Source organism: Pantoea sp. WMus005, from assembly GCF_013415305.1.
Classification (GTDB): domain Bacteria; phylum Pseudomonadota; class Gammaproteobacteria; order Enterobacterales; family Enterobacteriaceae; genus Pantoea; species Pantoea rara.
Genome location: NZ_JACBXU010000008.1, coordinates 74,370 through 99,481 on the forward strand (window position 1 = coordinate 74,370; position 25,112 = coordinate 99,481).

At 55.7% G+C, this 25,112-nt stretch carries 22 protein-coding genes; 8 read left to right on the forward strand and 14 right to left on the reverse strand.

Translation table 11 applies throughout. The annotated features are described in order from the left end of the window. Positions 1–56 precede the first annotated feature (56 nt). The gene (locus HZZ01_RS20330) at positions 57–830 is read left to right on the forward strand and encodes a CDP-diacylglycerol diphosphatase (protein ID WP_179899247.1); all 774 of its coding nucleotides are present in this window, start codon (positions 57–59) and stop codon (positions 828–830) included. Between the two features lie 27 nt (positions 831–857). Here HZZ01_RS20330 and tpiA read toward each other — a convergent pair whose 3' ends face one another. Together tpiA and HZZ01_RS20340 are read right to left on the reverse strand one after the other, a co-directional pair. Beyond that, complete coding sequence (tpiA, locus tag HZZ01_RS20335; RefSeq protein WP_179899248.1) at positions 858–1,625, reverse strand: triose-phosphate isomerase; 768 nt, start codon at positions 1,623–1,625, stop codon at positions 858–860. 120 nt (positions 1,626–1,745) lie between these two features. Continuing rightward, positions 1,746–2,336, reverse strand: a complete 591-nt coding sequence (locus HZZ01_RS20340; protein WP_179899249.1) for a DUF1454 family protein — start codon at positions 2,334–2,336, stop codon at positions 1,746–1,748. Between the two features lie 98 nt (positions 2,337–2,434). Here HZZ01_RS20340 and HZZ01_RS20345 point away from each other — a divergent pair, with 98 nt between their 5' ends. Next, entirely contained in the window at positions 2,435–2,869 is a 435-nt protein-coding gene (locus tag HZZ01_RS20345; RefSeq protein WP_179899250.1) for a DUF805 domain-containing protein, read from the forward strand. Here HZZ01_RS20345 and fpr read toward each other — a convergent pair. Beyond that, positions 2,860–3,606, reverse strand: coding sequence for a ferredoxin--NADP(+) reductase (gene fpr, locus HZZ01_RS20350; RefSeq protein WP_179899251.1), 747 nt, complete (start codon positions 3,604–3,606; stop codon positions 2,860–2,862). The two genes, HZZ01_RS20345 and fpr, sit on opposite strands and share 10 nt — an antisense overlap. A 273-nt stretch (positions 3,607–3,879) precedes the next feature. Here fpr and emrD point away from each other — a divergent pair, with 273 nt between their 5' ends. Next, the gene (emrD, locus tag HZZ01_RS20355) at positions 3,880–5,073 is read left to right on the forward strand and encodes a multidrug efflux MFS transporter EmrD (protein WP_179899252.1); all 1,194 of its coding nucleotides are present in this window, start codon (positions 3,880–3,882) and stop codon (positions 5,071–5,073) included. On the opposite strand, the gene glpX is transcribed toward emrD, so the two are convergent. From glpX to HZZ01_RS20370, 3 genes are all read right to left on the reverse strand, one after another. After that, positions 5,063–6,073 (reverse strand): class II fructose-bisphosphatase, encoded by a 1,011-nt coding sequence (glpX, locus tag HZZ01_RS20360; RefSeq protein WP_179899253.1) that lies wholly within the window; start codon positions 6,071–6,073, stop codon positions 5,063–5,065. The two genes, emrD and glpX, sit on opposite strands and share 11 nt — an antisense overlap. Positions 6,074–6,170: 97 nt before the next feature. Beyond that, the gene (gene glpK / locus HZZ01_RS20365) at positions 6,171–7,682 is read right to left on the reverse strand and encodes a glycerol kinase GlpK (RefSeq protein ID WP_179899254.1); all 1,512 of its coding nucleotides are present in this window, start codon (positions 7,680–7,682) and stop codon (positions 6,171–6,173) included. Positions 7,683–7,712: 30 nt separating this feature from the next. Beyond that, positions 7,713–8,564, reverse strand: a complete 852-nt coding sequence (locus tag HZZ01_RS20370; protein WP_179899255.1) for an MIP/aquaporin family protein — start codon at positions 8,562–8,564, stop codon at positions 7,713–7,715. A 405-nt stretch (positions 8,565–8,969) separates the two neighbouring features. Between HZZ01_RS20370 and zapB the strand changes: the two genes are divergently transcribed. After that, on the forward strand, positions 8,970–9,209 hold the full coding sequence (zapB, locus tag HZZ01_RS20375; RefSeq protein WP_003851242.1) for a cell division protein ZapB: 240 nt from the start codon (positions 8,970–8,972) through the stop codon (positions 9,207–9,209). Between the two features lie 53 nt (positions 9,210–9,262). Here the strand turns inward: zapB and rraA are convergent, their stop codons facing one another. From rraA to priA, 6 genes are all read right to left on the reverse strand, one after another. Continuing rightward, on the reverse strand, positions 9,263–9,748 hold the full coding sequence (gene rraA / locus HZZ01_RS20380) for a ribonuclease E activity regulator RraA (protein WP_003851240.1): 486 nt from the start codon (positions 9,746–9,748) through the stop codon (positions 9,263–9,265). Between the two features lie 158 nt (positions 9,749–9,906). Beyond that, entirely contained in the window at positions 9,907–11,244 is a 1,338-nt protein-coding gene (gene hslU, locus HZZ01_RS20385; RefSeq protein WP_090967185.1) for an HslU--HslV peptidase ATPase subunit, read from the reverse strand. A gap of 10 nt (positions 11,245–11,254) precedes the next feature. Next, a complete protein-coding gene (gene hslV, locus HZZ01_RS20390) occupies positions 11,255–11,785 on the reverse strand; it encodes an ATP-dependent protease subunit HslV (protein WP_003851234.1) in 531 nt (176 codons plus the stop codon). A gap of 88 nt (positions 11,786–11,873) precedes the next feature. Then, positions 11,874–12,830 carry a cell division protein FtsN gene (gene ftsN / locus HZZ01_RS20395; protein ID WP_179899256.1) on the reverse strand — a complete coding sequence of 319 codons (957 nt, stop codon included), beginning with the start codon at positions 12,828–12,830 and terminating at the stop codon, positions 11,874–11,876. Between the two features lie 152 nt (positions 12,831–12,982). Further along, a complete protein-coding gene (gene cytR / locus HZZ01_RS20400) occupies positions 12,983–14,020 on the reverse strand; it encodes a DNA-binding transcriptional regulator CytR (protein WP_179899257.1) in 1,038 nt (345 codons plus the stop codon). 164 nt (positions 14,021–14,184) lie between these two features. Then, positions 14,185–16,380: a primosomal protein N' gene (gene priA, locus HZZ01_RS20405; RefSeq protein ID WP_179899258.1), complete on the reverse strand. Its 2,196-nt coding sequence runs from the start codon at positions 16,378–16,380 to the stop codon at positions 14,185–14,187. A gap of 225 nt (positions 16,381–16,605) precedes the next feature. On the opposite strand from priA, the gene rpmE reads away from it, so the two are divergent. After that, on the forward strand, positions 16,606–16,821 hold the full coding sequence (rpmE, locus tag HZZ01_RS20410) for a 50S ribosomal protein L31 (protein WP_003851227.1): 216 nt from the start codon (positions 16,606–16,608) through the stop codon (positions 16,819–16,821). Between the two features lie 78 nt (positions 16,822–16,899). On the opposite strand, the gene metJ is transcribed toward rpmE, so the two are convergent. Next, complete coding sequence (gene metJ / locus HZZ01_RS20415; RefSeq protein ID WP_009088019.1) at positions 16,900–17,217, reverse strand: met regulon transcriptional regulator MetJ; 318 nt, start codon at positions 17,215–17,217, stop codon at positions 16,900–16,902. Between the two features lie 273 nt (positions 17,218–17,490). Here metJ and metB point away from each other — a divergent pair, with 273 nt between their 5' ends. From metB to metF, 3 genes are all read left to right on the forward strand, one after another. Continuing rightward, positions 17,491–18,651, forward strand: a complete 1,161-nt coding sequence (gene metB / locus HZZ01_RS20420; protein WP_179899259.1) for a cystathionine gamma-synthase — start codon at positions 17,491–17,493, stop codon at positions 18,649–18,651. A 2-nt stretch (positions 18,652–18,653) separates the two neighbouring features. After that, positions 18,654–21,089: a bifunctional aspartate kinase/homoserine dehydrogenase II gene (locus HZZ01_RS20425; RefSeq protein ID WP_179899260.1), complete on the forward strand. Its 2,436-nt coding sequence runs from the start codon at positions 18,654–18,656 to the stop codon at positions 21,087–21,089. A gap of 202 nt (positions 21,090–21,291) precedes the next feature. Further along, complete coding sequence (gene metF / locus HZZ01_RS20430) at positions 21,292–22,188, forward strand: methylenetetrahydrofolate reductase (RefSeq protein WP_179899261.1); 897 nt, start codon at positions 21,292–21,294, stop codon at positions 22,186–22,188. A 95-nt stretch (positions 22,189–22,283) separates the two neighbouring features. On the opposite strand, the gene ppc is transcribed toward metF, so the two are convergent. After that, positions 22,284–24,935 carry a phosphoenolpyruvate carboxylase gene (gene ppc / locus HZZ01_RS20435; RefSeq protein ID WP_179899262.1) on the reverse strand — a complete coding sequence of 884 codons (2,652 nt, stop codon included), beginning with the start codon at positions 24,933–24,935 and terminating at the stop codon, positions 22,284–22,286. Between the last annotated feature and the right edge of the window lie 177 nt (positions 24,936–25,112).

Below are 25,112 nucleotides of genomic sequence, written 5' to 3' on the forward strand. Positions count from 1 at the left end.
ATTCCTTTCTCCCCAGGCGAGGATGCAGGCTGCTAAACCATTCAGGAAGCGTTGTTATGCCGACAAATCGTCGTGCAACCAGTCTGGTTGCGGTTCTGCTGGTGCTGGTCATTGCGGGGATATTGGTTGCCGCACTGCATTTCAAAAAAAACAGTGATGCGCTGTGGCAGATTGTCAGCGAGAAATGTGTGCCTCATCAGCGGAGCAGCGGAGACCCTGCGCCCTGTCAGCGTGTCGATCAGCAGCATCGCTATGCCATGCTGAAGGATATGCATGGTCCATTGCAGTATCTGCTGATCCCGCTCGACAAAATCACCGGCATCGAAAGCCCACGGTTACTGCAACCCGCAACGCCCAACTACTTTGCTCTTGCGTGGCATGAACGAATCCTGCTTGCACAACGACGCGGCTCACCCATTGATGATCGGGTTCTGTCACTGGCCATCAATTCACAGTATGGCCGGACGCAGAACCAGTTCCATATTCATCTCTCCTGTCTGCGACCCGACGTGCGTCAGCAACTGGATCAGCTGACACCGCAGCTTAGTGGGCAGTGGCAGGCCATCACGTTAATTAAGCACCGCTACTGGCTGCGAGCCCTGACGGCAGATGAGCTGACTCAGCAGAGTGCATTTATCCGGCTGGCCGATGAGCGACCAGAAGCTCGTACAGAGATGGGAAAATATGGGCTGGCACTGGCTGAGTTAAGCGATGGGCGACTGGTGCTGATGGCGATAGAGCGGAACTGGCTGCTGCTGAACAGTGGCTCGGCGGAGGAATTGCAGGATCACAGCTGTGAGCTGATTGCGCCCATAAAAAAGGCGGCTTAAGCGCCGCCTTTGATCGGTACGTTAATGCTAGGCGTTTTTTGCAGCTGCCGCAGCTTTAACGATCACTGCGAAAGCGTCTGCTTTCAGTGACGCACCGCCAACCAGCGCGCCATCGATATCGGGCTGAGTGAACAGCTCAGCAGCGTTCTTATCGTTCACTGAGCCGCCGTACTGGATAATGACCTGTTCTGCGATAGCAACATCTTTCTTCGCGATATGATCACGAATGAATTTGTGCACGGCCTGTGCCTGAGCAGGGGTCGCCGATTTTCCGGTACCGATGGCCCAGACTGGCTCATACGCGATGACCGCATCTTTGAACGCTTCGGCACCCTGGGTTTCCAGCACGGCATCCAGCTGACGAGCGCAGACTTCTTCGGTTTTACCCGCTTCGTTTTCTGCTTCGGTTTCACCAATGCACAGCACAGGAATCAGACCCACTGACTTCAGAACCGCGTATTTCTTCGCGATGAACTCGTCGCTCTCTTTGTGGTAAGTGCGGCGTTCTGAGTGACCGATAATGATGTATTTCGCACCGATATCTTTCAGCATTTCTGCGGAAACTTCACCGGTAAATGCGCCAGACAGGTTAACGTCCACGTTCTGCGCACCCAGTGCGATGTGGCTACCGGAGATGGCGTGTTTTGCCTGCTCAAGATAGAGCGCTGGCGGTGCAATGGCGACGCCACAACCCTCTACGCCAGACAGTTCTTTGCGCAAACCCGCGATCAGTTCAGCTGTGATCTGCTTGCTGCCATTCAACTTCCAGTTACCCATAACCAGTGGATGTCGCATTCTATCCTCCGCATAAAGCGATACATGAAAAATCACTGCCAACTGGCAGCATTGTCTGCCAGACAGTATAGAGATCAAATGTAGTGATGGCTTTGCTTTTCGTCATTTTCAGCCACATCTTCAGGGGTTCGCGAGTGCCAGTTTTACCGGCTCAACGGCGAAGGTCAGCCCCTTGTCACCGTTGTCAGCTACCACAAAACGGAGCGCGCCGTCGACCTGCGCAAAGTAGGGCAAATCCTTACCTTCCTTCAGCAAACCTTCCAGCTTTTTACGCCCCTCGTCGGCGCTCAGTCCCGGTACAAAGAAGCGCAGCATGGCCGTCATGTAGGCCAGCGCTTTTTGCTGCGAGGCGCTCTGATCCGGTCCTGGCAAGGGCAGCCAGGTAATTTGCAGCGTCTTGATTTTGCCGGTGCCGGGTTCCAGTGCGGTAGATGCATAGAGCGTTTCATTGATTTTGCTGGCAGCGCGCGTCAGGTTACTTTTGTCACCCCGATTATCAATCGCGCGATATTCCGGCAGCATCAGCGTCGCATTGGCCAGATTATACTTTTCGCGAAACTGGCCGATAGTCATATCAAAGGTGGGAGCACCCGCCAGCAGATAGGGCGCGGTAGGCAAGGCTTCGGGCCGTTCCTGCGGTGGCGGATCGGCGGCAAAGACCGGAACCGTCAGCGCAAATGATAACAGCAGCGCGCCAGGCAAATTCTTCATTTTGTCGATCCTAACCCGTAAACTCAGGCGCAAATTAAAACGGTTTTTATCCGCGAGGTCAAAAGCGCGGCGGTTCTCTTCTCTCTGGATGATAATGCATGACGTTACAACAATGGTGTTTTTCCTGGCGCGGCCGTCTGGGACGACGTGATTTCTGGATCTGGCAGGCGGTCTGGGTGCTGACAACGACACTGTTATTTACCCTGGCAGCAAACGACTGGGTTGATACCCAGATGGCGGCCTTTGGCGTGGTTTGCCTGCTGTGGCCCGCCAGCGCAGTCATTGTAAAACGTCTGCACGATCGTAATCGTCCCGGCTACTGGGGATTTCTGGTGATTGTTGCCTGGCTGCTGGTGGCAGGAAACTGGAGCATGCTGAGCGGCATTCTGCCCTGGCTATTGGGTCGCGCTATTCCCTTTGTGTTAATCGCTGGCCTGCTGCTCGAACTTGGCGTTTTTCGCGGCACCCCCGGCGCTAACCGGTTTGGTACCGCGACCCAGCCGGTACGATACCGGCAAACGGCTCACCAGTAATGTTCGCTGGTGATATGGCCCGGCTTGCGCTTCAGGTGCTTCCGCATCTCGCGCGTCTCTTTCAGTAATTGTTGCGTATCACGCACCATCTGCGGGTTGCCGCACAGCATCACATGGCTGCTATCGGCATCCAGCGTTAATCCTGTGGCACGCTCCAGCTCGCCATTTTCGATCAGCGCCGGAACCCGGCCCGTCAGCGAACCGGGGATCGTTTCGCGGCTCACCACCGTCTGGATGTGCAGCTTGCCCTGATAATGCTGCTGCAGTTGCTGCATCAGGGGCAAAAAGCTCAGGTCTGCCGCATAGCGTGCGGCATGGACCAGCACGATGTTTTCAAAGCGATCCAGCCCTTCGCCTTGCTGAAGCATGGAAAGGTAAGGGCCAATAGCGGTGCCGGTTGCCAGCATCCATAATGTTTTGCACTCCGGAACTTCATCAAGCACAAAGAATCCTGCGGCTTCTTTCGTGACCATCACCTGATCGCCAGGCTGGAGTGCCTGCAGATGCGGACTCAGCTTGCCCTCGGGCACGGTGACCAGGTAAAACTCCAGCAGATCATCTTTCGGCGCATTGACGAAAGAGTAAGCGCGCTGCACACGCTCACCGTCAATTTCCAGTGCCAGCTTGGCAAATTGCCCGGCGATAAAGGGATCGATAGGCGCTTTGACCCGGAGACTGAACAGCGCATCCGTCCAGTTTTTCACTTCCTTTACTTCCGCATTGACCCACTCAGCCATAATCACTCCCTGGTTGTTGATTATTCAGGCAGGTCACCATTTTCGCGACTAGCCAGTGAGAATGCCAGCTTGCGCCCAGGCAAAGGCTCTAATCGACAAACTGTTGCTTTGCCTTTACAGGCTGGCCCATAAACTTGACGGGTGCAAGCCGGGACCTTTCGGCCTGCCTCTCGCTTTGTCATCTAATCCTGATATTTTGCCCGCTATAACAAGATGACTGGCGGGTGAACCGCTGTTTTAACCTCCTTTCACAGAAAGAAATTTTGCATAATCATGATTAGTAAACTGGAAAATCGCCCGCTGCTGGTGATGCTCATTGTGCTGGTGGCCGTTGGGCAGATGGCACAGACCATCTATGTCCCGGCGATGTCGGTAATGGCGGACGCTCTGAATGTGCGGGATGGCGCGCTGCAGCGTGTAATGGCGGCTTATCTGATGACCTATGGCGGATCCCAGCTGATCTACGGACCACTGTCAGACAGCGTGGGTCGCCGTCCGGTGATCCTGGCAGGCATGGCGATCTTTATGATCGGCGCAATCACGGCTCTGATGGCGACCTCACTCAATATGCTGGTGCTCGGCAGCGCTATTCAGGGACTGGGAACCGGCGTGGCTGGCGTAATGGCCCGCACTATGCCGCGAGATCTGTATGAGGGGCACGCGCTGCGCCGCGCTAACAGCCTGCTTAATATGGGCATCCTGGTCAGCCCGCTGCTGGCACCGGTGATTGGCGCACTGCTGACCCAACTCTTTGGCTGGCATGCCTGTTTCGCCTTCCTGCTGCTGCTTTGTCTGGCGGTTACGCTGTCAATGGCACGCTGGCTGCCGGAAACCCGGCCGCAGAGCGCGGAAGTGACCCCTTTCTTCAAACGCTACGCTCGCCTGCTCAGCGACGCGAATTTCGTTCGCTACATTGTGCTGCTGATTGGCGCGCTGGCCGGGATTGCGGTATTTGAGTCGAGCTGTGGCGTGCTGCTGGGCGGCGTTCTCGGTCTGCATAGCCTGACCGTCAGCATCCTCTTCATCCTGCCGATTCCAGCGGCGTTCTTCGGTGCCTGGTTCGCCGGTCGCGAGCAGGGTTCATGGCACAGTCTGATGTGGTGGGGCGTGAATAGCTGTCTGCTGGCAGGCATTCTGATGTGGATCCCGGCGTGGTTCGGCATAATGAATATCTGGACGCTGCTGGTGCCTGCCGCGCTGTTCTTCTTTGGCGCTGGCATGCTGTTCCCGCTGGCGACTTCAGGGGCAATGGAGCCGTATGCCTGGCTGGCGGGTAGTGCGGGCGCGCTGATTGGCGGGATGCAGAACCTGGGATCGGGTCTGGTGGCGTGGCTGTCTGCCATGATGCCACAGCGCGATCAATTCAGCCTTGGCATGCTGATGTTCTTCACGGCGCTGGTGATGCTGCTCTGTTGGTTGCCGCTCTCACGTCAGCCGGAGCGCGGCAACCAGCCGGTTACAGGATAAACGGATGGAGCGCCGGATCTTTACGGTCGAGATAGTGAATCGACTGGATACGGCGAATGGTGCGTGATTTACCGCGAATCAGCAGGGTTTCGCTGGTGGCGATATTGCCCTGACGCGTAATGCCTTTCAGTAACTCGCCACTGGTAATGCCGGTGGCGGCAAACACCACGTTGTCATTGCGCGCCATCTCACCTAGCGTCAGCTTCTTACCCGCTTCAATCCCCATCTCTGCACAGCGCTGCAGTTCCTGCTCGCCAAGCCGACGATTTTCCGCGCTGTCGCCTTTGACGTGGTGACGCGCCAGCAACCGGCCCTGCATATCGCCATCAAGCGCGCGGATGACTGCCGCAGAGACCACGCCTTCGGGCGCGCCGCCGATACCATACATCACATCCACTTCGCTGTCCGGCATGCAGGTCAGAATAGAGGCGGCGACATCGCCATCCGGGAAGGTAAATACCCGCACGCCCAGCTGCTGCAATTCGCTAATCACCGCATCATGACGCGGCTTAGCCAGGATCGACACGGTCAGCTGTGACAGCGGCTTGTTCATCGCAATCGCGATATTACGCAGGTTAGTTTCCAGCGGCAGGTCGAGGTCGATCGCGCCATGTGCAGCAGGACCTACGATCAGTTTTTCCATATACATGTCGGGGGCGTGCAGAAAGCTGCCTTTATCGCCCACAGCCATTACGGCCAGCGCATTCGCCTGGCCAAGCGCCGTCATGCGGGTACCCTCAATCGGATCGACGGCAATATCGACTGCATCACCGTGACCGGTACCGACTTTTTCACCGATATAGAGCATCGGGGCTTCGTCGATTTCGCCTTCACCGATCACAATCTGACCGTCAATTTCAATGGAGTTCAGGACATGACGCATGGCATGGACAGCCGCTCCGTCAGCCGCATTTTTGTCGCCGCGTCCTAACCAGTGATAGCCTGCCAGGGCGGCAGCTTCGGTTACGCGGGAAAATTCAATCGCAAGTTCTCGTTTCATGGCATCTACCTGACAAAAAACCGGCAGGCAGTGTATCACAGCGGGGAGAGCGGGGCGGGGAAAAGGCCCGCGACGGCCAACGTCGCGGGCGTTGATATTACTCCTGTTCTTCCCATGCCTGGGCGCGGGCAACCGCTTTTTTCCAGCCAGCATAACGGAAGTTACGCTCGGTGGTTTCCAGACTTGGACGGAACTCACGCTCGATAACGGCTTTAGAGCGTACTTCATCCAGATCCTGCCAGAAGCCAACAGCCAGACCAGCCAGATACGCAGAACCCAGCGCGGTTACTTCACGCACTTCCGGACGCTCAACACGGGTGCCAAGGATGTCAGCCTGGAACTGCATCAGGAAGTTGTTGGATACCGCACCACCATCCACGCGCAGGGCCTGCAGGCGGGTATTGGCATCGTTCTGCATCGCTTCCAGAACGTCACGCGTCTGATAAGCGATTGACTCCAGCGTCGCGCGGATGATGTGGTTAGAGTTTGCGCCGCGGGTCAGACCGAAGATCGCGCCACGGGCATACGGGTCCCAGTAAGGTGCGCCCAGACCGGTGAAAGCAGGCACCATGTAAACGCCATTGGTATCTTTCACTTTCATCGCAAAGTATTCAGAGTCAGCCGCTTCGCTGATCAGCTTCATCTCATCACGCAGCCACTGAATAGAGGCACCACCGATAAATACAGCACCTTCCAGTGCATAGTTCACTTCACCGCGCGGGCCACAGGCGATAGTGGTGAGCAGGCCGTGAGTCGAGGTCACCGCTTCCGTACCGGTGTTCATCAGCATGAAGCAGCCGGTACCGTAGGTGTTTTTTGCCATGCCAGGCTGTACACAGAGCTGTCCGTACAGTGCGGCCTGCTGGTCACCGGCGATACCGGCGATAGGAATACGTGTACCGCCTTTACCACCAATGTTGGTCTGGCCGTAAACCTCAGAAGAGGACTTCACTTCTGGCAGCATTTCACGCGGGATATCCAGGATATCCAGCATGCGCTGATCCCACTCGAGCTTATGAATATTGAACATCATGGTACGGGAGGCGTTGGTGTAGTCGGTGATGTGCACGCGTCCCTGAGTCATTTTCCATACCAGCCAGGTATCAACGGTACCGAACAGCAGCTCGCCACGTTTTGCACGCTCACGCGAGCCTTCAACGTGATCCAGAATCCACTTCACTTTTGTACCGGAGAAGTAAGGGTTAATCACCAGACCGGTGGTGTGCTGGATGTACTCTTCCAGACCTTCTTTCTTCAGTTTGTGACAGTAGTCAGCGGTGCGGGGATCCTGCCAGACGATGGCGTTGTAGATCGGTTTGCCGGTCTCTTTTTCCCAGACAATAGCGGTTTCGCGCTGGTTGGTAATACCGATTGCCGCAATCTCATCAGAGCGGATATCGGCATGGGCCAGCACTTCGACCAGCGTCGAGCTTTGTGAAGCCCAGATATCCATCGGGTCATGTTCTACCCAACCCGCTTTCGGGTAGATCTGGGTGAATTCGCGCTGCGATACCGCGACGATATTGGAGTCATGGTCGAGAACGACGGCGCGGGAACTGGTTGTGCCCTGATCGAGCGCGACAATATATTTTTTATCTGTGGTAGTCATAAATTCAGTCCTGATGATAAAAAGTGAAACTTACGCTTTACGCTGCTGAGCGCGTGCAACCGGTTTTTCTGCTGGAACACTGGGTTCCTGCGCGGCACCTGGCAGGTAGCGGCCAATCAGAGTGCGATAACCTACTGCACCCAGGCAGGCACCGACCAGCGGGCCAAAAATAGGGACCAGGAAGTAAGGAATATCTTTACCACCCGTAAAGGCAACGTTACCCCAGCCAGCGAAGAAGGCGAACAGCTTAGGTCCGAAATCACGCGCCGGGTTAAGAGCAAAGCCGGTCAGCGGACCCATTGAGCCACCAATAACAGCGACCAGCAGGCCAATCAACAGCGGCGCCATCGGTCCACGCGGAACACCGTTGCCATCGTCGGTCAGCGCCATAATCACCGCCATAAGCACGGCGGTAATGACCATCTCGACCAGGAACGCCTGACCGACGCTGATGTGCGGGTTAGGATAGGTTGAGAAGATACCCGCCAGATCCAGACTCTGAACCGTACCGCGTACCATCTGATGACTTTGTTCGTAATCGAAAAACAGGCTGTAGTAGAGACCATAAACCAGCGCGGCCGCGCAGAATGCTCCGGCGATTTGCGCCAGAATATACGGGACCACTTTACGGCCTTCGAAGTTGGCGAACAGACAAAGCGCAACCGTAACGGCAGGGTTCAGATGGGCACCTGATACCCCAGCGGTAAGATAGACAGCCATTGAGACCGCTAAGCCCCAGATGATGCAGATTTCCCACTGACCGAAGGCGGCACCGGCGAGTTTCAGTGCAGCCACACAGCCTGCACCAAAGAAAATAATCAAGCCTGTCCCCAGAAATTCGGCAATACACTGACCTTTGAGTGTGTTAGTTGTCTGACTCATAATAGTGGTTCCTGAAGCGAGGTTAAATTTTATCAGTTTTTGTTCTCAGTCCATGAGGCACCCCGTTTTAATGTAGGGCTGATGTGAATTTATCGTTAACGAACATAAACGAGAAATAGCGAAATCGTTTTTTGTGTACTGCGTCATAAAAATGCGCGTTTTCGCGTATTCTGGCTTTCCTTAGCCCATATTCGCGCCTGATTACAGGAAGAGTGGACCCTTGCCGAAAAGCAGCAACAGTAAGCGCAGCGTAAATTCAGGGATTGGCTGAAAAGTGTTACAGACTGCGCTCGCAGCGGCCACGTTGCTGGACTTGAGGGGTGAGGCTACATACAATCGGGACAACGTTGCTGGCTTAAGCTGGCATCATCAACGCCTTGCAGGAATTTAGGAGAGGTCAGAAAGATGTCATTTGAAGTGTTTGAGAAACTGGAAGCGAAAGTACAGCAGGCGATTGATACCATCACCCTGTTGCAGATGGAAATCGAAGAGCTGAAAGAGCAAAACAACTCACTGCGTAACGATGCGCAACAAGTCGCGGGCAACCACGATGCGCTGATGCGTGAAAATCAGCATCTGAAAGAAGAGCAACACGTGTGGCAGGAACGTCTGCGTGCATTGCTGGGAAAAATGGAAGAGGTTTGAAGCCTCAGCTGATGTGAAAAACGGGTGCTCTGGCACCCGTTTTCATGTCTGGCTTATTCGAGGTCCAGCGCATCCTCTGACAGAATGATACCGGTGTTGTCGGCATAAAGATGGTCGCCGGAGAAGAAGGTGACGCCGCCGAAATTGACGCGCACATCGCTTTCGCCAATCCCTTCACCTGCAGCGCCTGCCGGAATCGCGGCAATGGCCTGAATGCCAATCTCCAGCTCTTCCAGCTCATCAACCTGGCGTACCGAACCGTAAACCACCAGGCCTTCCCACTCATTAGTTGCCGCCAGGCGTGCCAGTTGGGCATCGACCAGCGCACGACGCACTGAGCCGCCGCCATCAATCACCAGTACGCGACCCCGACCATTCTCTTCCAGCAGATCGTAGAGTAAGCCGTTGTCTTCAAAGCATTTCACTGTGGTAATCTGACCACCGAATGAAGTGCGCCCACCAAAGTTTGAAAAAAGCGGTTCAACAACATTCACTTCTTCATGGTAGATATCGCAGAGTTCAGATGTATCGTATTTCATAAGGGTTTCGTCTGTTTGCCACAGGAAGGGTAAGTATATCGCTATATGCAGATTGTTGGCAAAATCATCAGTATGAAAAAAGCATCGTTCGATCAAGAACATGCATAAAAAAGCCCAGCCGGGTGGGCTGGGCTTTGGAAAAGCGCTGAATCCGTGAATCAGAGAATGAAGCGGCTAAGGTCTTCGTCAGCCACCAGTTCATCCAGATGTTTAGCCACATAGTCAGCATCGATGGTAAAGGATTCACCATGACGATCGCTGGCGTCATACGAGATATCTTCCATCAGACGCTCCAGCACGGTATGCAGGCGGCGCGCACCAATATTTTCGGTGGTTTCGTTAACCTGCCATGCGGCTTCAGCGATCCGGCGAATACCCTCTTCGGTGAACTCGATGTTCACGCCTTCGGTATTCATCAGTGCTTTGTACTGCACGGTAATCGAGGCATTCGGCTCGGTCAGGATGCGCTGGAAATCATTGACGGTCAGCGCCTGCAGCTCAACACGAATCGGCAGACGGCCCTGAAGTTCCGGAATCAGATCGGAAGGGCTGGCAACCTGGAACGCACCTGAGGCGATAAACAGGATGTGGTCAGTTTTCACCATGCCATGCTTGGTGGAGACGGTGCAGCCTTCAACCAGCGGCAGCAGGTCGCGCTGAACGCCTTCGCGAGAGACATCGGGTCCGCCCGCATTCTGGCCGCCGCGCTTACAAATTTTGTCGATCTCATCGATGAACACGATACCGTGCTGCTCGACCGCTTCAATCGCATCCTGCTTAAGCTCTTCCGGGTTAACCAGTTTTGCCGCTTCTTCTTCGATCAGGAGCTTCATCGCTTCTTTGATCTTCAGCTTGCGGGCTTTCTGCTTCTGGCCGCCGAGGTTCTGGAACATCGACTGCAGCTGGCTGGTCATCTCTTCCATGCCTGGAGGGGCCATGATTTCGACGCCTGGGCTGCTGGCAGCCAGATCGATCTCAATCTCTTTATCGTCCAGCTGGCCTTCGCGCAGCTTCTTGCGGAACGACTGGCGTGCCGCAGAAGGTTCAGCGCTCTGTTCTGACTGGCCCCAGTTGTTTTTCGCTGGCGGAATCAGCACATCAAGAATGCGCTCTTCTGCCATCTCTTCGGCACGATATTTGTTCTTTTCAATCGCCTGACTGCGCACCATCTTAATGGCCGAATCGGTCAGGTCACGAATGATAGAGTCCACTTCCTTACCGACATAACCGACTTCGGTAAATTTAGTCGCCTCGACTTTGATGAACGGTGCATTGGCCAGCTTGGCCAGACGACGTGCGATCTCGGTTTTACCGACACCGGTCGGACCGATCATCAGAATGTTTTTAGGGGTCACTTCATGGCGCAGCTCTTCGTCGAGCTGCATGCGGCGCCAGCGGTTGCGCAGTGCAATAGCCACGGCGCGCTTGGCGCTGTCCTGGCCGATGATAAAGCGGTTTAATTCGCTGACGATTTCGCGTGGAGTCATCTCAGACATATTTATACCTTTACGCCTTAGACGTTAATTCTTCGAAATTAACGTTGTGGTTAGTGTAGATGCAGATATCACCCGCGATATTCAGCGACTTCTCGACGATGTCGCGTGCGCCCATTTCGGTATTCTCCAGCAGCGCACGTGCCGCTGCCTGGGCGAAAGGCCCACCGGAGCCGATGGCGATCAAATCGTTTTCAGGCTGGATGACGTCACCGTTACCGCTGATGATCAGTGAGGCTGACTCATCCGCTACGGCCAGTAAGGCTTCAAGGCGACGCAGCATACGGTCGGTACGCCAGTCTTTGGCCAGCTCCACCGCTGCTTTCACCAGGTGGCCCTGATGCATTTCCAGTTTACGTTCGAAAAGTTCAAACAGGGTGAAGGCGTCTGCGGTGCCGCCAGCAAATCCGGCAATCACCTTATCATTGTATAAACGACGCACTTTTTTAACGTTGCCTTTCATCACGGTATTGCCGAGCGTAGCCTGGCCATCACCGCCAATGACTACCTGGCCGTTGCGTCGTACACTTACTATTGTTGTCACGGGCAGACCCCTTGTTGCTGTCGGAAAAGGACTCCGCGCACGGGGCGCGGAGTATCATGCAACAGATATGGGGCGGGTTTGACGGGTTTCAACCCCCGACGGAGAGCGGAATACAGCTGGAATGTCCGGAACTGCGCAGACGTTTCAGGGTACTGTCAGCGGATGCACGATCTTTATACGGACCAATCACGACGCGATTCCAGCCCCCACCGGTAGTAATGCGGCTTTCAAAGCCTTCAAAAGCTAAGCCCGCACGCACCGATTCAGCCTGGTCAGTACCTTTAAATGAACCACACTGCACCATCCAGCGCTGCGAAGAGGCTTTCTCCACCGGTTTCGCCTTCGCGGTCTCCTGCGGTTTTGACTCCACTTCCGGTTCCCGCGTTATAGGCGCAGGTTGCGACTGGCGTTGTACGTTTTGCTGCTGCTGCTGCTGCTGCTGACGTTGCAATTGTTGCTGACGCTGTTGTTGTTGCTGCAACTGCTGCTGGCGTTGCTGTTGCTGCTGAGCCTGCAACTGCTGGCGTTGTTGCTGAACCTGTTGCTGTTGACGTTGCAGCTGTTGCAACTGCTGCTGATGCTGGAGTGTCTGCTGACGTTGCGCTGGCGTCTGTTCATTCCAGGGCACTTCATTGAGCTGCGTCGGCTGCTGACGCATATCCGCCTGCATCTGCTCCAGCAACTGGCGCTGCTCGTCGGTCAGCTGGGTCTGCGACTTCACTTCGCCACCCGAAGAGGGTTCGATAGGGGTCGGCACAGTAACCTGACGATTCTCCAGCTCTTTAATATATTTCCAGCGCTCCTCGGGCTTCGGCGGTAAGCCATTGCCGTTGGCTTTATGATCCGTAATGACCGGCACGTCTTCTTTCTTGTGATGCGCCAGGAACCATAAACCACCGGCAAAGGTCACCAACACTGCGACCGCCAGTACAATCATCAGTTTAGATGTTCCCGAACCGCCTTTGCTCTTCTTGCCACGGCTGGGGCTTTTTTTGCGACGCGTCCCTGTTGAACGCCCGCGGCCTACGTAATCTTTTTGTGCCACTCTCGTTCTTATACCCTTCAAAAATAGTGCCAGATGGGCGAAATGATGATTTTTACGCGCCCGGCAAGGAGTCCGCCATGTTACTTAAGGGTCGGAACTTTGACCAGCAGTGTTCGCCTTAAGAATCTACTGAAAAAAACAGACGAAAATGCTTATTTCTCACGCTTTTTTGCTCGCGCTGTACTGCCCCGGATGGTCAATCCGGCATCCAGCAACCGCGAACCGCTGATCACCCGTTTACCATTTAACTCATCCAGCAGCAGAAGCATCGCTTCCCGGCCTATCTGATAGCGCGGCTGGGTGACCGTGGTCAGCGGCGGCTCGCAGTAACGTGATAACTCAATGTCATCGAATCCGACCACAGAGAGATCTTCAGGTATCCGCAATCCACAGCGTCTGGCCTGATTCATCGCCCCCAATGCCATAATGTCGCTGTGGCAGAACAGGGCACGCGGCGGTAGCGGCAGCGTCATCAGCTGATTCATGGCGGCAACGCCCGCCTCAAACGTGAAGTCACCGCGCACAATATAAGTGGGATCGACCGTCAGCCCGCTGCGGCGCATCGCCTGGACATATCCCTGCAGACGATACTGGCAGAGCGGCATCTCTTCCGGTCCGGCGATACAGGCGATCTGCGTATGGCCCAACTGCAGTAAATGATTCACCGCTTCAAACGCGGCGGTCAGGTTATCAATGTGAACCGTGGGCAGCGACATTTCCGGCGCAAACTCATTTGCCATCACCATGGGTGGCAGGTTACGTTGCTCATCAATGCTGGCATCAAAAGGCAGCTGTGAGCCAAGCAGCACCATGCCATCGATCTGTCGTGTGACCATCAGGTTGAGAAAGGTTCTCTCCTGCTGATTCTGATGGGCGCAGTCGCCGATCAGTACCAGATAGCCCTCTTCGGCTGCTGTGACTTCGACGCCACGAATGATTTCACTAAAGAAGGGATCGCAGATGTCAGGGACAATGACCAGGATGGTACGTGTCTCATTACGACGCGCGTTGCGTGTGGGGCCATGTGCCGCATAGCCGACGGCGGCAACCGCCTGCTCGACTTTATGGCGGGTGGCCGCAGAAACCTTTTCTGGATTCATCAGCGCACGCGATACGGTGGCGGTTGAGACGCCCGCGTGTTCCGCGACATCCTTCATCGTGGCGGCGGGCGATTGTTGATTCTGCTCCAACACATGCTCCTGACGCGTTATGGCGCGTTCGATTCTGTTTTTGCCTGACCTGAAAGCAAACCGGGCAACATTGTTAACGATTGCCCGGCTGGTTGTTACTTAATTTGCATAAAAATTGTGACTTATGCGACATTTTTCGATCTGGCTCGCAGTGTCAGAAAAAATCAGCTCTCGTTCGGGTCAATATCCAGCGTCCATTTCACTTTGCGCGCGGCGGGTAGCGTGGAAACCAGCGGCAATGAACTGCTCAGCAACTGCTGCAGACGCTGCCGGGAAGGATGCTGAAGCAGCAGTTGCCAGCGCCAGCGTCCACTGCGTTTTGGCTGCAGAGCAGGCAATGGACCCATAAACCACATCGCCTTGTCATTTAGCGGGCTCGCCTCCAGCAGATTGCGGAGTTGCTGCAGGAATTCCGCCGCCTGCTGATTATCCATATCTTCCGCGCGGAACAACGCATGGCGGCTCCAGGGCGGCAGGTGAACTGCCTGTCTCTCCAGCAGCGCCTGCTGAGCAAACGCCGAATAACCCTGGTGCAGCAGCGTCTGCAACAGCGGATGTTCCGGATGGTGCGTCTGCAGCAGCACCTCGCCCTGTTTGCCGGCACGGCCAGCGCGACCGGCGACCTGGGTATAGAGCTGCGCAAAACGTTCCGCCGCACGAAAATCGGCTGAGAACAGTGCTCCATCGACATCCAGCAGTGACACCAGCGTGACATCGGGGAAGTGGTGGCCTTTGGCCAGCATCTGCGTGCCGACCAGAATACGTGCGCCACCGCGATGGACATCAGCCAGATGCTGCTCCAGCGCGCCTTTGCGTCTGGTGGTATCACGATCGATTCGCGACACTGGAACGCCAGGGAAGAGTGTGCCGAGCTGCTGCTCCAGCTGTTCTGTCCCGACACCTACCGGCAGCAGATGGGTTGAGCCACACTGCGGGCATTGATTAGGCAGTGGACGCTGGCTGTCACAATGGTGGCAGCGTAGCTGGCGATGATGCTGATGCAGCGTGTAATAGCGGTCACATCGGGTACACTCGGCAATCCAGCCGCAATCGTGACAGAGCAGGGCGGGCGAAAAGCCGCGACGGTTAAGAAACAGCAGCACCTGATTATCGGCCTGCAGATGCTGGCGCATTTTACCAATCAGGCCCGGTGCAAGGCCGCCGATTAGCTGCACACCTTTTAAATCGATAAGCTGTTGCAGTGCCGGTCTGGCATTACCGGCACGCTTTGTCAGGTCGAGCTGGCGATACTTGCCGCTACGGACATTGTGCAGTGTTTCCAGCGCGGGCGTCGCCGATCCCATGACAATCGGGATATCCTCTTCATGGGCGCGGAAGACAGCCAGGTCACGCGCCTGATAGCGCCAGCCTTCCTGCTGCTTATAAGAGCTGTCATGCTCTTCATCAATAATGATGACGCCAGGCCGGGCCAGCGGCGTAAACAGCGCCGATCGCGTGCCAATCACAATCGCCGTTTCGCCGCACCGTGCACGTAACCACACCGCCAGCCGCTCACTGTCATTTAAGGCAGAGTGCAACACATCGATGGGCGCATCAAAACGTTCGCGAAAACGGGCAATAGTCTGCGGGGTTAAGCCAATCTCCGGCACCAGCACCAGCGCCTGTTTACCGCGTGCCAGCACATTTTCCAGCACACTAAGGTAGACCTCAGTTTTGCCGGAACCGGTGATACCCGCCAACAGCCACGCTGCATAATGTTCATCATCTGCCCGAATCGCACCGACTGCCATCGCCTGATCGGTGTTCAGTCGCAGACGTTCACCTTTCACGGCATAGGTGGTACGCCAGTCATGCCTCTGCGGCTGATGCTCATGCAGTTCGCATAGCCCTTTGGCCCGCAGTGCCTGCAGTGTCGCCTCTGTCAGATCGTGTTCAGTGACCTGATGACGATAGAGCGGTTGCTGACGCAGAGCAGCCAGTGCCTGCTGCTGTTTAGGTGCCCGCTTTAAACTTTCTGGTGCAGTTTCCCGGCCCTGCTCGGTAATTTCCCAGCGCCACAGTGGATTGTCCTGCGCCGCTTTGCCCTGGCGCAGCAGTACCGGAATCGCGTGGCTCAGCACTTCTCCCTGCGGCGAGTGATAGTAGCTGGCGGCCCAGTTAAGAATGCGCCACAGTGAGGGCGGATAGAGAGACTCACTATCCAGCACCTCGATCACGCGCTTGAGTTGTGCTTCCGGCAGATCGCTGCTGTCACGAAAGGCGACCACAATCCCGATCATCCTGCGATTGCCAAAGGGCACACTCACGCGACCGCCGATGACCGGCTGCGCACCCTGTGGCGGCAGATAATCAAACAGGCGGGGCAAGGGGACGGGCAGGGCGACCTGGACTACGGGCATAACTCTCTCTTTCCGGCATAATCATCGGGTAAGCTAGTGTACACGCTGACCCTGACGGCGGGTATCTCAGCAGAAGTTTGCAGCAATCGAAAGTTACCTGTATAATATGCCGCCTTCGGTGAGAAAGATCTGGCCGGAGTACACCCTATAATGTTCAACCGCGTGTGGTGCTGTGCAGGTTAACGCCTGGCACGGAGAGCGACACGGCCTTCTATGAGGTTTCCCATGAAACAAGGTATTCACCCGAAATACGAAGCAGTTACTATCAAATGTACCTGCGGCAACGAGATTCACACCCGTTCAACACTGACTCACGAACTGAACCTGGACGTTTGTGGCAAATGCCACCCGTTCTATACCGGTAAGCAGCGTGAAGTGGCAACTGGTGGCCGTGTTGACCGCTTTAACAAGCGTTTCAGCGTGCCAGGCGCTAAAAAATAAGATTAAAAGGCACCTGAACCTGCGGGTTCGGCGGCAAGAAAAACCCAGCTTCGGCTGGGTTTTTTTATGGCTGAAAGATCAATACTCCCAGGTATCCGGGTCGACACCCATCTGGCGCATGATTGCTTTTGCTTCTTCCGGAATCTCATCACTGCGCTCTTTGCGCAGGTCGACGTCATCCGGCAGCGGTTGGCCCGTAAAGGCATGTAAAAAGGCTTCGCAAAGCAGCTCGCTGTTGGTGGCGTGACGCAGGTTGTTTACCTGACGACGGGTACGCTCATCCGTTAAAATCTTCAGCACGCTCAATGGGATAGATACTGTAATCTTCTTAACCTGCTCGCTCTTCTTACCGTGCTCAGCGTACGGGCTGATATATTCGCCGTTCCATTCAGCCATGGGTTACCTTAATTAATAAACGTTAAATGTGAGGAAATCAGCGGATTATGCCTGATTTTTTCCTGCCTGGCCCCTGATATGGCGGGTTTTCTTCGCTCACTACCACTGCATTGCAGAGGGGAACGCCAGGCGATGACGCATAATTTTAGCGGTTATTGCGTTTTTGCTCAATCTATACGCAAAGACATTTAGATGTCCAGATGTATTGACGTCTAATTAGGGGGTGATATCCTGTGGGCTACCTTTTATTCACTCTTCAGGAACAATTCGCTCATGACCCGTAAACCGGCAACCATCGCAGTGCGCAGCGGTTTGAATGATGACGAGCAATATGGCTGCGTTGTCCCGCCTATCCACCTCTCGACGACCTATAACTTCCTGGATTTCAATGAACCGCGTGCGCATGACTACTCCCGTCGTGGCAACCCCACTCGTGATGTCGTACAGCGTACCCTGGCCGAACTGGAAGGGGGAGCGGGCGCGGTATTAACCAATACCGGGATGTCGGCGATTCACCTGGTCACGACAGTGTTCCTGAAGCCTGGCGATCTGCTGGTTGCGCCACACGACTGTTATGGTGGCAGCTATCGACTGTTTGACAGCCTGAACAAGCGCGGCGCGTATCGGGTGAAATTTGTCGATCAGGGCGATCCGGTGGCGCTTAAGGCGGCACTGGATGAAAGTCCTAAACTGGTGCTGATTGAAAGCCCCAGCAATCCGCTGCTACGCGTAGTGGATATCAGTGCAATTTGCGCCGCTGCGCGTGCGGCCGGCGCCATCAGCGTGGTGGATAACACCTTTATGAGTCCGGCGCTGCAGAACCCTCTGGCGCTGGGTGCTGATCTGGTGATCCACTCCTGTACCAAATACCTCAATGGCCACTCCGATGTGGTGGCGGGCGCGGTGATTGCCAAAGATCCGCAACTGGCGACCGACCTGGCCTGGTGGGCGAATAACATTGGTGTGACCGGCGCGGCGTTTGACAGCTATCTGCTGCTGCGTGGGATTCGTACGCTGTCGCCGCGTATTGCAGCGGCACAACGCAACGCACTTGCGATTGTTGAGTATCTGAAGCAGCAGAAGCGGGTGAAAAAGTTGTATCATCCTTCGCTGCCGGAAAACGCCGGACACGAACATGCCGTACGTCAGCAGCGCGGCTTTGGCGCGATGCTGAGTTTTGAAATCGACGGTGATGAGGCGCTGCTGCGCCGCTTCCTGAAAGCGTTGCGGCTATTTACGCTGGCGGAATCGCTGGGCGGAGTAGAGAGTCTGATCTCCCATACCGCCACCATGACGCACGCGGGGATGTCGGCAGAAGCACGCGCGGCAGCGGGCATTTCCGATACGCTGCTACGGGTTTCTGTCGGTATTGAAGATCACGAAGATTTAATTGCCGATCTGGATAATGCATTCCGGGTCGCAGCCGAGGGTTAAGCATGACGATTTCAGCAGGCGCCGGAACGCCGAACATCAGGCAGTTGCATAAGTTTGGCGGCAGCAGCCTGGCCGATGCGCGTTGTTATCAGCGCGTTGCCAGCATTATGGCGGACTACAGCCAGCCGGGCGATCTGATGGTAGTCTCTGCGGCAGGCTCAACGACTAACCAGCTGATTAGCTGGCTGAAGCTGAGCCAGAACGATCGCCTCTCTGCGCACCAGGTGCAACAGGCTTTACGACGCTACCAGAGCGAACTGATCAGTGCGCTGCTGCCTGCTGAGATAGCCGAACCTTTAATTACCGCGTTTATTCACGATCTCGAAAAGCTGGCTGCCCTGCTGGATGCACCGATCACCGATGCGGTCTATGCCGAAGTGGTCGGGCACGGTGAAGTCTGGTCGGCACGCCTGATGTCAGCGGTACTGAGCCAGCGTGATCTGCAGGCCTGCTGGCTGGATGCGCGTGAGTTTCTGCGCGCTGAACGTGCTGCTCAACCGCAGGTGGATGAAGGTAAATCCTGGCCGCTGCTGCAGACTTTGCTGGCGCAACATCCGCACAAGCGCATCGTGGTAACCGGATTTATCAGCCGCAACGACGCCGGTGAAACCGTTCTGCTTGGCCGTAATGGCTCCGACTATTCTGCTACGCAGATTGGTGCGCTGGCGGGGGTCGGACGTGTGACCATCTGGAGCGATGTGGCGGGTGTTTACAGCGCCGATCCCCGCAAAGTCTCTGATGCCTGTCTGCTGCCGCTGCTAAGGCTTGATGAAGCCAGTGAGCTGGCGCGCCTGGCCGCGCCGGTGCTGCACACCCGTACGCTGCAGCCGGTTTCTGGCAGCGATATCGACCTGCAACTGCGCTGCAGTTATCAGCCGGAGCAGGGCTCAACCCGTATTGAACGCGTGCTGGCCTCCGGGACGGGCGCGCGTATTGTCACCAGTCACGATGATGTTTGCCTGATTGAGATTCAGCTGCCAGAGCAGCATGACTTCGTTATCCTGCATAAAGAGATCGACCTGTTGCTGAAACGCGCGCAGCTGCGTCCGCTGGCGTTTGGCGTCCATCCTGATCGTCAACTGCTGCAGCTCTGTTATACCTCCGAAGTGGTTAACAGCGCCTTTTCGCTGCTACAGGATGCCGGTTTCCCGGGCCATCTGCAGCTGCGTGACGGCCTGGCGCTGGTGGCGCTGGTTGGCGCAGGCGTTACCCGCAATCCGCTGCATACCCATCGCTTCTGGCAGCAGTTAAAAGATCAGCCGGTTGAGTTCATCTGGCAGTCAGAAGAGCACATCAGCGTGGTCGCGGTGCTGCGCGTCGGCCCGACTCAGCATCTTATTCAGGGACTGCATCAGTCACTGTTCCGGGCAGAAAAACGCATCGGTCTGATGCTGTTTGGCAAAGGCAATATCGGTTCACGCTGGCTGGAGCTGTTTGCCCGCGATCAGGAAACGCTGTCAGCGCGAACCGGCTTTGAATTTGTGCTGGCGGGCGTGGTGGATAGCCGTCGCAGCCTCCTGAGCTATGATGGACTGGATGCCAGCCGGGCACTCGCCTTCTTTGATGATGAAGCGGTGGAGCGCGATGAAGAGTCGCTGTTCCTGTGGATGCGTGCTCACCCGTTTGATGATCTGGTGGTGCTGGATGTTACGGCCAGCACACCGCTGGCGCAGCAGTATCTCGACTTCGCCAGCCACGGTTTTCATGTGATCAGCGCCAATAAGGTCGCGGGGGCGTCTGACAGTCAGACCTGGCGGCAGATTCGTGATGCCTTTACCAAAACCGGGCGTCACTGGCTGTATAACGCCACCGTCGGTGCCGGCCTGCCGATCAACTACACGGTGCGGGATCTGCGTGACAGTGGCGATACCATCCTGGCGATCAGTGGGATCTTCTCCGGCACCCTGTCGTGGCTGTTCCTGCAGTTTGATGGCACGGTGCCGTTTACTGAGCTCGTGGATCAGGCGTGGCAGCAGGGCCTGACCGAGCCCGATCCACGTGCCGATCTCTCGGGTCAGGATGTGATGCGCAAGCTGGTGATCCTGGCGCGTGAGGCAGGCTATAACATCGAGCCGGATCAGGTGCGGGTTGAATCGCTGGTGCCGACAAACTGTCAACAAGGCTCAGTGGACCACTTCTTTGAGAATGGTGAAGAGCTGAACGAGCAGATGCTGCAACGGCTGGAAGCCGCGCAGGAGATGGATCTGGTGCTGCGTTACGTTGCCCGTTTTGATGCCAACGGTAAGGCGCGCGTGGGTGTTGAAGCGGTACGTCCGGAACATCCGCTGGCCTCACTGCTGCCGTGCGACAACGTCTTTGCGATTGAGAGTCGCTGGTATCGTGATAATCCGCTGGTGATCCGTGGACCTGGCGCAGGCCGGGATGTCACCGCTGGCGCTATCCAGTCAGATATTAATCGCCTTGCACAACTGCTGTAATTTCTCCTTATCAGGCGCTTCGGCGCCTGATTTCAATGCGTTATCTCTTTCCGGTTGAATTCCCTTCATGTTGATTGAAAAATGATCACGTCTGTTGATCATTTTTAAGTTGACGGCACTCTCAGATTACGTCACTTTGAACATCTGGACGTCTAAACGTGTAGATGTTCGCAGGCCAGTTGTTAATCGATGAGGGTGCAGGATGAGTTTCTTTCATGCCAATCAGCGCGAAGCGCTAAACCAGAGCCTGGCTGAGCTGAACGGGCAAATTAATGTTTCATTTGAATTCTTCCCGCCTCGTACCAGCGAAATGGAAGAGACCCTGTGGACCTCCATCGATCGTCTGAGCAGCCTGAAGCCGAAATTCGTTTCTGTCACCTACGGCGCGAACTCAGGCGAACGCGATCGCACTCACAGCATTATCAAAGGCATAAAAGATCGCACCGGTCTGGAGGCTGCTCCGCATCTGACCTGTGTCGATGCCACGCGGGATGAACTACGCTCCATCGCCCAGGATTACTGGAACAACGGCATTCGTCATATTGTGGCGCTGCGTGGCGATCTGCCGCCTGGCAGCGGTAAGCCAGAGATGTACGGCAGCGATCTGGTGTCGTTGCTGAAAGAGGTTGGCGATTTTGATATTTCCGTCGCTGCCTATCCGGAAGTCCATCCCGAAGCGAAAAGCGCCCAGGCCGATCTGATTAACCTGAAGCGAAAAATTGATGCCGGCGCAAACCGGGCCATTACCCAGTTTTTCTTCGACGTTGAAAGTTATCTGCGTTTTCGCGACCGCTGTGTTTCGACGGGTATTGACGTGGAAATCGTGCCGGGCATTCTGCCGGTTTCTAACTTCAAACAGCTGCAACGCTTTGCCACGCTGACCAATGTGCGCGTGCCGGGCTGGATGAGCGCGATGTTTGCTGGTCTGGATGATGACCCGGAAACGCGCAAAATGGTGGGCGCTAATATTGCGATGGACATGGTGAAAATCCTGTCACGTGAAGGGGTGAAAGATTTCCATTTTTACACGCTGAACCGTGCCGAAATGAGTTACGCCATCTGCCACACTTTAGGCGTCCGTCCTGCCGTTGCGGCTTGATTGCTGCGCTTCAGCCAATAAAAAAGTCGGGAGAGTCCCGACTTTTTTGTTTTTGCTGGGTGACGGCACCGACGATTATCAGCGCCTGACCACGTTTAACCGGTATTGCGCATACCTGCCGCCACACCTGCAATTGTCACCATCAGAGCCTGCTCTACGCGGGCATCCGGCTCATCGCCACGGGCTTCCTGCGCACGTGAACGATGCAGCAGTTCTGCCTGGAGTACGTTAAGCGGATCGGTATAGACGTTACGCAGCGCAATCGACTCGGCGATCCACGGCTGGTCAGCCATCAGATGTGAGTCATTGGCGATGGTCAGTACCGCTTTGATATCCGCAGCAAGCTGTTCGCGCAGCTGTTTACCCAGCGGCCAGAGTGATTTATCGACCAGACGCTGATCGTAATATTCCGCCAGCCACAGGTCGGCTTTCGAGAAGACCATCTCCAGCATCCCCAGACGGGTGGAGAAGAATGGCCAGTCGCGGCACATCGCTTCCAGCTGATCCTGATGACCGGCTGCCATCGCCTGCTGTAATGCAGCGCCGGCACCCAGCCACGCAGGCAGCATCAGACGGTTCTGCGTCCAGGCGAAAATCCACGGAATCGCACGCAATGACTCTACGCCGCCGGTAGGCCGGCGTTTGGCCGGACGTGAGCCCAGCGGTAATTTACCCAGCTCCTGTTCCGGCGTCGCCGAGCGGAAGTAGGGTACGAAGTCAGCATTTTCACGCACATAACCGCGATACATCGCACAGGAGTCAGCCGAGAGCTGATCCATGATATCGCGCCATTCGCGTTTTGGCTCCGGCGGCGGCATCAGGTTCGCTTCCAGAATCGCGCCGGTGTAGAGCGACAGGCTGGCGATAGTGACAGCCGGTAAGCCATATTTAAAGCGGATCATCTCACCCTGTTCAGTCACACGCAGACCACCGCGCAGGCTGCCTGGCGGTTGTGACAGCAGTGCAGCATGGGCGGGCGCGCCGCCACGACCAATGCTGCCGCCGCGTCCGTGGAACAGCGTTAGTGAAATTCCCGCCTTCTCGCAGGTTTTAATCAGCGCATCCTGCGCCTGATATTGCGCCCAGCTGGCGGCCATCACACCGGCATCTTTCGCCGAGTCAGAATAGCCAATCATTACCATCTGTTTGCCCTGAATAAAGCCGCGATACCAGTCGATGCTCAGCAGCTGGCTCATGACGTCGTTCGCGTTGTTCAGGTCATCAAGCGTTTCAAATAGCGGGGCAACCGGCATGGCATAACCGATACCGGCTTCCTTCAGCAGCAGATGCACGGCCAGTACGTCAGAAGGCGTTTTCGCCATCGAAATAACATAGGCGGCGATAGAACCCTGTGGGGCTTCAGCCGCGACGCGGCAGGTCTCCAGTACTTCACGCGTCTCATCGCTGGGTTCCCAGGTCCGTGGCAGCAGTGGGCGCTTGGAATTCAGTTCACGGATCAGGAACGCCTGCTTGTCCGCTTCAGACCAGCTTTCATAATCGCCAAGGCCGAGATAGCGGGTCACTTCAGCGATCGCCTCTTTATGACGGGTGCTCTCCTGGCGCAGATCGATTCGCACCAAAGGCACGCCGAAGCATTTCACGCGGCGCAGCGTATCGAGCAACTGACCGTTGGCGATAATGCCCATGCCGCACTGTTGCAGTGACTGATAGATGGCAAACAGCGGGTCCCACAGCTGATCGTTTGAAACCAGCAGATCGGCCGGACGCGGCAGACGTTCGCCTTTCAGGCGCCGTTCCAGGAAGGACTGGGTGGTCATTAACTGACTGCGCAGACGTTTCAGGATCACACGGTAAGGCTCAAGCGCTTCCGGATCGCCGCTGAGTTCGCGGATCTCTTCACTGCACTCGGACATCGACAACTCGGAGATCAGCACACCGATATCACGCAGGAACAGGTCAGTGGCTTTCCAGCGACTCAGCTGCATCACATGGCGGGTAATAGACGCCGTGACGTTCGGGTTACCGTCGCGGTCCCCGCCCATCCATGAGGTGAACTGAACCGGCACGAAATCGACCGGCAGCTTGAGGCCAAACGCCTCTTCGACCTGCTCGTTAAGCTCACGCAGGAAAGCAGGAACGCCTTCCCACAGGCTATTTTCTACGACGGCAAAGCCCCATTTGGCTTCATCGATAGGGGTCGGACGATATTTTCGGATCTCATCAGTGTGCCACGCCTGCGCCACCAGTTGACGCAGACGGCGCATAATCTGGTTACGTTCGTAATCGGAGACGTCACTGTGATCGAGCTGCTTCAGGCAACTGTTCACTTCAACCAGCTTGTGAATCAGCGTACGACGGGTGATTTCGGTCGGGTGGGCGGTCAGCACCAGTTCCAGTGACAGCGACTCAATGGCCGCAAGGATGTCGCTTTCGCTGATATCTTTCTGCTGCTTCAGGGTATCAAAGGTCTTTTTCAGCAGTTCAGGATGGTTCTCACCCTCGCCACTTTGCGAGATGGTCTGATACTGCTCAGCCACATTGGTGAGGTTCAGAAACTGGCTAAAAGCGCGTGCAACCGGCAGAAGCTCCTCGTTGGAGAGATTCTGCAGCGTATTGAGCAGTTCTTTACGATGAGTGTCATTTCCTGCACGGGATGACTTGGAGAGCTTACGGATGGTTTCCACCTGGTCGAGGATGTTCTCACCCAGTGCATCCTTAATCGTATCCCCGAGCAGTTTGCCGAGCATACTGACATTACTTCGCATTGCGGAATATTGTTCGTTCATTGGACCCTGACACCCTTATCGTCTTGAAAAACCTCTACACCCGACCTTTCAGGCAGCAGAAAAAACAACAACATTGTGTTCCCCATAATCTACAGGGAACCGGCTCCGTTGCCGCCTGTCTGCATGCTGAAACGTTCTGGATAATCACCCGGTGGGCATAACATCGTCTTTTATCTA